The organism is Armatimonas sp. (assembly GCF_031410135.1).
Taxonomy (GTDB): domain Bacteria; phylum Armatimonadota; class Armatimonadia; order Armatimonadales; family Armatimonadaceae; genus Armatimonas.
On record NZ_JANNYP010000304.1, the window covers coordinates 1 to 8,503 of the forward strand.

Sequence of the window (8,503 nt, forward strand, 5' to 3'; positions counted from 1 at the left end):
CCCTCGATCCCCGAAAGCGCTCCAGCGGGCACTAACGCCCACGGGAGAGCAAGCGCTGGGCTTCGGTGAGGACGAACTTGGCATCGGTGAAGGGGGCAAAGCCTGTGTCCATCCAGCGGAGCTTTCCGGTGCCGTCTACGAGAAACGTGCCGTGGAGGGCCATGTCCTCGAAATCGTCGAAGGCTTTCCAGGACTTGAAGGTCTTGAGATCTGGGTTGGCAAGAATGGGGAAGGGCATGGCCTTCATCTTCTTGACCTGCTCTTGTGGATCAAGGCTGATGGCGACGAGCTCGATACCGGCTTTGCGGTAGCCCTCGGCTTCCGCGGCAAAGGCATTGACTTGCTCCATGCATTTCTCGCAAGAGGCCCCGAGGAAGAACAAGACGATCACGGGCTTGCCCGCGTAGTCTTTCAGCGAGACTTTCTTGCCGTTGCCGTCCTTGAGCGAAAAACTCGGCGCGGCAGGTGCGACCCAGGAGAGCGGGCCTAGGCTCTCGATCTTAGGCCGAGGAAGCGCTAGCGGATCGGCGGGGGGAGCACCGCGCCAGTCTGCGGACGCGCCACACTGCTGGGCAATGGGCGCGAGAGCGGCTAAGAGTGGGGTATCTAGCTCAGCGCGGGCAGCGAGCGGGCGGAGTTTTTCGAGCTCAGCCTTGGTCTCGTCGAGCTTTCCGCTGGCGTGGAGTACACGGACGAGAGCGGCTTGAGGGAGCACCTGGTTGGCGCGGCTCTTGGCGGCATCACGGGCCAGTGTCAGGGCTTTCTCCGGCTCGCCGAGCTGGAGCCGAAGCAGTGCCTCACGCTCCTTGGGAAGTCCGGCGGCATCAAGCTGCTTGCTGGCCTCTGCGGAGTTATTTTCCCCAAGGGCCGCGTAGCACTTCACGGCGGCGATGGCCTTATCGCTGTCCTTAATTTTTCCCAGCGCGTCGAGATGTTGCTGGCCGAGGGCACGCTTGCCCATGGCGTAGGCGGCGCAGCCCAGCAGGCGTAGACGGTTGCGTTCATGGTCGGCTTTATTGGGGATGCTCTCGATGTTTTCGGTAAGGGCGGTCTCCCAGAGCTCGTAGCGCTCCAGGGTCTCGATCAGACGGGGGAGGCCCTGGCTGGCGCTTCCCGAAAAACCAGAGAGCGTATTTAGCTTGGGGTGGCGCGGGTTGGCCACCAGATTTCGCGCCACCTCCAGCGCTTTTTGCGGTTGCCCCGTGAACTCAAAGCTCTCCGCGAGCCACTGGTTGTTGTGGGCGTAGTTGAAGATCTGGTCAGGGATGATCTGCACCCGGCCCATGTGCGCATGATCTACCCGCGCGGAGGCTTCCTGCGAGACAGCGGCATCACCGTAGCGCTTGAGCTGGGTGTAGATATGGCCCTCCATGTGCCACATGTGCGCACTCGCCTGCTCCGTCAGCCCCGACTTATGCGCCGAGTCCAGCGCGTTCTCGTTATTAGGCTTGTCCCAGAGGTGGATGCGGTAGTGGTGGATCGGGTGCATGGGGTAGGAGGCCAGCACTTCTTGAGTCAGGCGCTCCACTTCGTCTTGGCGCGGCTTATCAAAGGCCCGCTCTTGCAGCTCATGGGCAAGCTGCGCCGTGGCCTCAATGTCGAGTGGGTAGTCTGCGACAAGCTGACGGAGCGCTTTGATATAGTCGTCGTTTTTATTGTTGGCGAAGAAGCTAATCGCGTCAATGTAGCCTTGCTCGCGCTTGCTTGCTTTGTCGCGTTTCTCTTTTGCCTTCTCGGCGAAGCCCTTGGCGCGGGTGCGGTTGTTTGCATTGGCGCGAGCCATGCCCCAGTAGGCCATCGCTAACTCGGGATCGAGATCAGCGGCCTGGCGAAACGAGCGCTCGGCCTCGAAGTACCAGTAGGCATGAATCTGCGCGACGCCCTGCTCAAAGAACTGCTGCGCTTTTTTGTTTTTGGTGCTGGTGGGAAACTCAATCTTCGGGATTCCCTTCAGTAGCACGGCGCGTTGGCGCGGCCCCTCGTTGAAAGCCTCGCCCTGCATGGAGTGCCCAAAGGCAGGCTTGACAGGCTCCTGCGCATGGGCAAGCGCCGTCACACCGCTAATGCCAAGAAGAGCAAAACAGGACAGTATGCATCGTTTCATACGGATTCAATTTCCTTTGGCAAATTGTACCCTGTCTGCATCGGTTGTGCAGGGGCAATTTTAGGTCTGTAAAATGACTTTGTGAAAGGCGGCAGGATTCCGGGCAAGCGTCGCAAACGTTTCGGGCGCGTCCCAGAGTGAGAGCATCGTTGCTACTTGGGGATAGCGAATCGTGCCGGAGGCCAGTAGTGCGAGTGCCTCGGGAAAGCAGCCCACACTGGCCCGCGAGCCGACGAGAGTTAGCTCCTTGCGCGTGAAATCGAGGCCGGGAAACGTCACGCCGGTTCCGGGCTTGACCAGCCCGACGATCACGACGCGCCCGCCGGAGGCCACCAGCTCGACGCTCTGCTCCATCGCGGCCACGGCTCCGGTGGCCTCCATCACCACGGGAAAACCCTCGCCGTGGGTAAAAGCAAGAGCGGACTCTAGCAGCTCCTCGCCGCCGGGAAGCGTCTCCGCGCCCAGGGTTTTGGCAAAGGCAAGGCGCTCAGCGTTGAGGTCCGTGATGACGGGATGTGCTCCAAGTGCCTTCACCACCTCCACTATCGCCAGACCAATCGGCCCCGCTCCCAGAATCAGTACGTGCTCGCCCGCCACCACCTCTCCGCGCCGACACGACTGCACCCCAATGGCCAGCGGCTCCGCAAAGCTCGCCAGTGAGAGCGACATGCCGTCCGGGACGCGGTGCAGGTGGGTCTGTGGCGCAATACAAAACTCCGCGTAGCCGCCGGGCTTATGAATGCCGATTATCTGGAGCTTGGCGCAGCAGTTGGACTTCCCGATGCGGCATGGGTAGCAATTCCCACACCCGAGAAACGGCTCCACCACCACCCGCTCCCCGACTTCCCAGCCCACGACGCCCTCGCCAAGCTTCTCAATCTCGCCCGCCAACTCGTGACCCGCGATGCACGGGTAGGTAGCGTAGGGGTTGACGCCTTTGTAGATGTACAGATCGCCTGCACAGATTCCCGCCGCCGCCACTTTGACACGCACCTCGCCAAGACCAGGCTCTGGCGTCGGCCACTCCTGAACTTCCGCCACGCCCGGAGCGGGCATCACCAGCGCTCTCATACGGTGAACTCCTCGCGCATCGTTGTCGAAAGTCGCTCCCAGGCGGCGATGATTTTGTCATCGTTGGGCACACGCTCTGCGCTCTCCAGCTTGCCGTTTGCCTCCAGCCAGTCGTAGATATCCCGCGCACCGTCGGCGATGGTGCGGGTGTAGCGAAAGCCGAGGTCCGATTTTGCAGCGCTGGGATCGAAGCTGTTATTGTAGGCAAAATTAATCGCAGAGATATACGTCCGTGGCTCGATGCTATGGAGTAAGTCCGTCGGAATCGCGACAAAGCTCGGCTTGGGCGCTCCAATTCCCTCCGCGACCCGCTCGTGATACTGCTTCCAGGTGACGCATTCATCACCGGATAAATGGTAGCTATTACCAAAGGTTTTGGGATTTTGCAGGGCATTGGCAAACGCCACGGCGGCATCATCACGGTGCACCGATGACCAGAGCGAGCTGCCGTCACCGTGGACAATAATCGGCATGCCGCGCTTCAGCCGGTCTAAGTGGTAGCTCCCCCCACCGAACGTGTGCAAGACCGCGCCGGTATTGGAGTAGGTATGGACGGGCCGAATCACGGTGAAGGGCTGCTTTGCCGTCTCCTGCCACTGCCAGAGAATCCGCTCGCAGGCCGCTTTCTTCTGTGCATAGTCCCAAACTGTGGGATTAAAGCCCTCACTCTCGGTCACGGGGTAGGTAGACGCGGGCCGGGCGTAGACATCCACGGTACTACAGAAAACCAGGTGCCCACACTTGCCGTCGAATGCCCTTAGCAGGCTCTGTATGTCCTCGACGCTGTAGCCGATCATCTCGACCACTGCATCGAAGCGCGGCAGCTCCGCCACTTGCGCCTCAAACGCCGCGTGGTCGTAGCGGTTGCCAGTTATCGTCGTCACGCGGCCTTCAAACTCCTGCGAGCGCTGCCCCCGGTTGTAGTGCCAGATCTCGTCGCCCCGCTCTAGCAAGAGCCGCGTGATCCCTGTGGAGATCAGGCCCGTGCCGCCAATTAGTAAAACTTTCATCGAATTGTTCCCGGTCGTCCGAAGCCACGCGCCGCGTCATCAAGCACCAGTACCCAGTCTGGGCCAACGGCGGGGGGAGTGACTTTGTGCGTTCCTGTGCGGGGAATTGTGGTGTCTTGTTGAGCCACTCCGGTGCGTGGGTTGTACCACCAAAGCGTGAGCGTCTGGCTGGAGAGCCTCTCTAGGTTCAACTCCGCGCCCGTCGGGCCGGGGAAGTAAACGAAGGCGTAGCTTCCGTCGGCGTCACGGGTGGCTTGGACGTGCTTTGTGGTGTCGCCACTCTCGCCCACAATCAGGCTTTGATCGGGGATACGAGAGAGATACGGCCGCGAGAGTAGCAAGTTTTTCAGGTGCTGAAGTTGGCCTGAGCCGGGCAGGTGAAGCGCTTCTGTCCAGGGGCGACGGCACCAAGAGTGGGCGTGGCGGCCCGGAAGCCACATCTGCCAGATCGGGTGGCAGCCGTAGGTGTGGCCACATGCGCCCGCGAAGACGGCCCAGTACGCGCTCTTACGGCAGTCGTAGTCATCGAGGTAGCCGTTGTCGAGATTGAAGCCTGCGGGATGATCCTCGTAGCCGGGTTCACTGTCCAGAACGGGTTTAACCGGCGTGCGTGCGTAGTCAGTGGCGATGCTGTTGTAGTTCGCGGTGTTGCGCCCATGACCCGACTGCCAGGCATGAAAATCAACCCAGCGCGTCTCCCACGGCCAGAAGTTTACGGAGCCTTGTCCGCCGGGCGGATGGAAGGTGTGCAGGTGCACGCCACCGTCGCCCTCGTGCAGTCCAAACGCCATCTTGTCTAGGATTGCTCGGTGCGTCTCCGTCTCGACAGGGCGGTCGCCACCCAGCATCCAGATCAGATCTGCGTCTTTGTAGCGCTTGCCCAGCCAGCGTCCATAGACCTGAGCGTTCTCCGGGGTAAACACTTCGGGGCCGATTCCCCATTTTTTATTCCACTTATCGCCCCAGGTAGGCAACATCGCGATCACCAGCCCCAGCGCGTTGGCTAGTTTCACTATCGCGTCCACATGGGCGAAATAGGTTTCGTTGGGTGTGGTTGGATCGTCGTTATCAAGCGGCAGGGCGCCTGCGTGGCCAAGATCGTGGAGCCCATCGCACTCCGTGAGCACCACTGCCTGAATCACGGTAAAGCCCTTGGCCGCCCGATCCCGTAGATAGAGCTCGGCTTCTGCCAGATTACAGCGGTGAAACAGCTCCCATGCCGTGTCCGCGAGCCAGAAAAAAGGCGTCCCATCAGCCTGTACTAAAAATCTTTTATTGTTGCTCACACGCAGTCGTTGCATGTTTTACTTTCCCTTCGTGATCACTTTAACCTGCGCCTGCACGCTCTCGTCGGTCAGAACATCCTTCCAGTTGTCGCGAAAGATCAGCGGACGGGCATAGGCGCTGATTTTATACGCGGCATCGGAGAAGCGACCGGGCACCTCGCCAAAGAGAATCGCGGACTGGATGCGCAGGTGGCCTAGGAGAAAGTCCCGCGCCGCCTCGGCAGGAACGCCCCGCGCGATGATCTCGTCCAAGCCCTCTTTGATCACTTCCAAGCACGACTGCTGGAGCGCTTCGGCAAGACCGGGTTCTAACAAAGCCATCTGTTGTAGCGTCAGGCGGTGGATCTTGGTGACCGGCGCAAAGATCACCCGTGCCACGGCTTCGACTGCCTCAATGGCCGCGTCTGGCCCGTGCAGTAGCGCAACGACGGCGACTTGGTGCGCGGCGACGCCTCCGTAGAAATCGCGAAAGGCCGCTTCTGTCGGCTCCCAGGCAAACACCGACGGATGGCACGGGTGCGCTATGGCGTAGACCAAGTCGTCCCGGTGCGCCAGCTCACCTCCCAGCGGCGCGGCGGGATCCAGCGCCAGCACGATCGTCCCTGGTGCAAGCTGCGGCACGACAGACGCCGAGATGCTCTCCAAAAGCGTGTCGGGCACGGCCATGATCACGATCTCAGCCCCCAGCAGAGCGTCTTCCAGAAGGCTTACCGTCACGCCTTTTTCCGCTAGCCGCGCCACTCCCGCCTGACTTACTTCAACATAGCGAGCATCGTGCTCCGTTGTTTTCAAGTTGTCCGTAATGCGCGTGCCAATCTTCCCCCCCGCGCCAATTAGTGCAATTTTCATCCTACCCCCTAACCCCCGCCGGGTACCCTCTGGGTGGGGGGGACAATGCGGTTAATATCTTGATTCCTGTCTCTGCCCACGCCTCTTCGACGGCGGCTTCTGGCGGCCACTGCTCCAGAATCACGCTCTGGCAGCGATCCGTCATTTGCGCCAGCGTGGCGGCGAAGTCCACGATTCCCGTCCCTGGCTCGCAGCCGAAGACATCGAAGCCCATTAAATGCGAGACGCGGCGCATCTGAATGTCTTTGAGGTGCAGGCAAACGGTGTGTTTAGCGAGGTGGTGCAACACTGTTTCCAGCCCCTCACCCGCCCCGATGGAATTGGCCGTGTCCAGGCAGATTCCGACAAGCGGCGAGCTGATAGCGACGATGATCTCAGCCAGAGTTTTGGCACTGAGCCTGTCGTGGTTCTCGATGGCGAGCGTGCAGTTTTGGGCGCTGAGCTGTGGGAGGAAGCCACGCACGGTCTCGATAATCTCGTCCGGCTCTGGCTCGTGCTGGTAGGTATCAATCACGAGGCGTAGGAGAGGCGTATTGAGCTTTGCAGCCAGCTTTAGCGTCTCGGGGACGCTGGCGAGGCCACGGGTTCCTAGCTCGACGGTCAAGCCTTGCGGAAAGTCGCCGGGTTGCAAGCCTGTCAGCGGGATATTGTCGCAGAGCTGGATGGTGTCCAAGCCAGCGGCGAGTGCACGCTGGGCGATGACTTGCGGCGTGAGTGTCTTCGCACGCGCCGCCCATGGCCAAGTGTAGGAGCCGACTCCGAAGCGTCTTGCGATCATGATTTCCTCCGAGTGAGAGTCAGTGCCGCTTCCGCAGAGGGGGGTGTGAGCGTGAGCATCCCGCCTGCATGGACGAGAGACTCTGTGGAAAGCTCTTTACAGGCCACGGTGTCGAACCAGCGAAGGGTGTACTTTCCTGCTGGAGCGGCGAGCTCCACGCGCTCTTTCTTCTCCAGGTAGGCCACGTAGAAACCGCGCTCTGCATCGGCGAGCGTCGGCACGGCGGCTTTTTGGGGCATGAGAGTCCAGGGCGTAGCTTTCTCGAGAAACGCACGCAAAAAACCGAGCTGGCGGCGTAGCTCCGGGCTCCCGAAGCCGGGTGTTTTTCCGGTGATTGGGGCCGTGCCATCCGGGTGCGCCAGCGTGAACGAGTAGTCGAGGTGCGCGAACATCGCGCCGCCGCTCATCAGAAAATTCCAGGCCTCTTTGCGATACGGCGCCGCACTCTGCCCCGCAAAGCCCGTCTCATCGTCGGCGAGTACCACGCCTAAGTGTGCATTGAGGTGAACCGCCTCCGGGATGGCGTAGTGAAAGTTCACGATTCCGATGTGCGGGTGAATCTGCGGCACTGCGCCGGTGCGGTTGTTGAAGTTCAGCGCCACGAGCTTCTCGGGAGCCACGCTCTGTAGCACTTCGGCGACGCGGCCTTGGAACACACTGATTTTTTCGTAAGGAGAGTCAAAGTACGGCTCGTTGATCAGCTCGAAGTAGACATTGTCGAAAGGCTTTAGAACGTCGGCAGCTTTCTTCAAGAATGCCACTAAGTAGGGCCAGAGCGCACTGGGTGTGGGGCTGTAGACCGCGCTTTTGTCCCGCGGCCCGATATTTTGCACGTTATTGCTCGGGTGCATTGGGCTAGCTTTCCAGAGCGCGTCGTTGTACCAGGTGCAGAAGAGAACGTACTCCACCAAGATGCGCTTCTTGCCCGCCTCACGGACGAACTTCAGGAGGCGCTTCCAGTAGGCTTCGTCCCACTTTTCGAGATTCCACTTCGCGCCCTCTTTCTTCCAGGGGCAGAGAAAAGCCTCGGGGCGTGGGGCGAGCAGGTTCTCCGCGATCTCGAACTCCCCCGGAAGCTCGCGGTAGGTGCCCGAGAAGACCCGGCACTGGTTGAGCTTATCGGAGGCCATTGCCTTGAGGTACGGCTCAAAATTAAAATCGGTGTTGAGCACCGCGCCGTAGTGCTCGGCGGAGCCTACCACCAGAATCGGCTTGCCGCGAAACTCAATATAGCGTGGGTTCTTCTCGTAGCGTTTCATATTTACTTGCTCAGTACAGGACAAAAAATACTGGTAATTTCTACAGGATGAAAGGCACCGCCTTGGTATGATACGACAAGGTCGCTTAAACACAGATCGCGACCAAAACGATGCCCAAAAAAAATTGTATCTCACAGAGCCAAAAT

At 60.2% G+C, this 8,503-nt stretch carries 7 protein-coding genes; all 7 read right to left on the bottom strand.

From position 1 onward, the window contains the following. Positions 1–31 precede the first annotated feature (31 nt). The 7 genes from RMO15_RS11025 to RMO15_RS11055 are packed head-to-tail and all read right to left on the bottom strand — an operon-like array spanning position 32 to position 8,357. Complete coding sequence (locus tag RMO15_RS11025; protein ID WP_309711983.1) at positions 32–2,104, bottom strand: redoxin domain-containing protein; 2,073 nt, start codon at positions 2,102–2,104, stop codon at positions 32–34. A 60-nt stretch (positions 2,105–2,164) separates the two neighbouring features. After that, complete coding sequence (locus RMO15_RS11030) at positions 2,165–3,175, bottom strand: zinc-binding alcohol dehydrogenase family protein (RefSeq protein ID WP_309711986.1); 1,011 nt, start codon at positions 3,173–3,175, stop codon at positions 2,165–2,167. Next, positions 3,172–4,185, bottom strand: a complete 1,014-nt coding sequence (locus RMO15_RS11035; RefSeq protein WP_309711989.1) for an NAD-dependent epimerase/dehydratase family protein — start codon at positions 4,183–4,185, stop codon at positions 3,172–3,174. Before RMO15_RS11035 ends, RMO15_RS11030 begins: the two co-directional genes overlap by 4 nt. Further along, positions 4,182–5,486, bottom strand: a complete 1,305-nt coding sequence (locus RMO15_RS11040) for a glycoside hydrolase family 140 protein (protein ID WP_309711992.1) — start codon at positions 5,484–5,486, stop codon at positions 4,182–4,184. The genes RMO15_RS11035 and RMO15_RS11040 overlap by 4 nt, the downstream gene beginning before the upstream one ends. Before the next feature lie 3 nt (positions 5,487–5,489). Next, positions 5,490–6,320, bottom strand: coding sequence for a phosphogluconate dehydrogenase C-terminal domain-containing protein (locus tag RMO15_RS11045; RefSeq protein WP_309711995.1), 831 nt, complete (start codon positions 6,318–6,320; stop codon positions 5,490–5,492). 1 nt (position 6,321) lies between these two features. Then, the gene (locus RMO15_RS11050) at positions 6,322–7,098 is read right to left on the bottom strand and encodes a TIM barrel protein (protein WP_309711998.1); all 777 of its coding nucleotides are present in this window, start codon (positions 7,096–7,098) and stop codon (positions 6,322–6,324) included. Further along, positions 7,095–8,357 (bottom strand): hypothetical protein, encoded by a 1,263-nt coding sequence (locus RMO15_RS11055; protein ID WP_309712001.1) that lies wholly within the window; start codon positions 8,355–8,357, stop codon positions 7,095–7,097. Before RMO15_RS11055 ends, RMO15_RS11050 begins: the two co-directional genes overlap by 4 nt. Positions 8,358–8,503: the final 146 nt, after the last annotated feature.

Bases quoted from the DNA above. Each gene is read 5' to 3' on its own strand.
- RMO15_RS11025 (WP_309711983.1), bottom strand. From the start codon at position 2,104: ATGAAACGATGCATACTGTCCTGTTTTGCTCTTCTTGGCATTAGCGGT.
- RMO15_RS11030 (WP_309711986.1), bottom strand. From the start codon at position 3,175: ATGAGAGCGCTGGTGATGCCCGCTCCGGGCGTGGCGGAAGTTCAGGAG.
- RMO15_RS11035 (WP_309711989.1), bottom strand. From the start codon at position 4,185: ATGAAAGTTTTACTAATTGGCGGCACGGGCCTGATCTCCACAGGGATC.
- RMO15_RS11040 (WP_309711992.1), bottom strand. From the start codon at position 5,486: ATGCAACGACTGCGTGTGAGCAACAATAAAAGATTTTTAGTACAGGCT.
- RMO15_RS11045 (WP_309711995.1), bottom strand. From the start codon at position 6,320: ATGAAAATTGCACTAATTGGCGCGGGGGGGAAGATTGGCACGCGCATT.
- RMO15_RS11050 (WP_309711998.1), bottom strand. From the start codon at position 7,098: ATGATCGCAAGACGCTTCGGAGTCGGCTCCTACACTTGGCCATGGGCG.
- RMO15_RS11055 (WP_309712001.1), bottom strand. From the start codon at position 8,357: ATGAAACGCTACGAGAAGAACCCACGCTATATTGAGTTTCGCGGCAAG.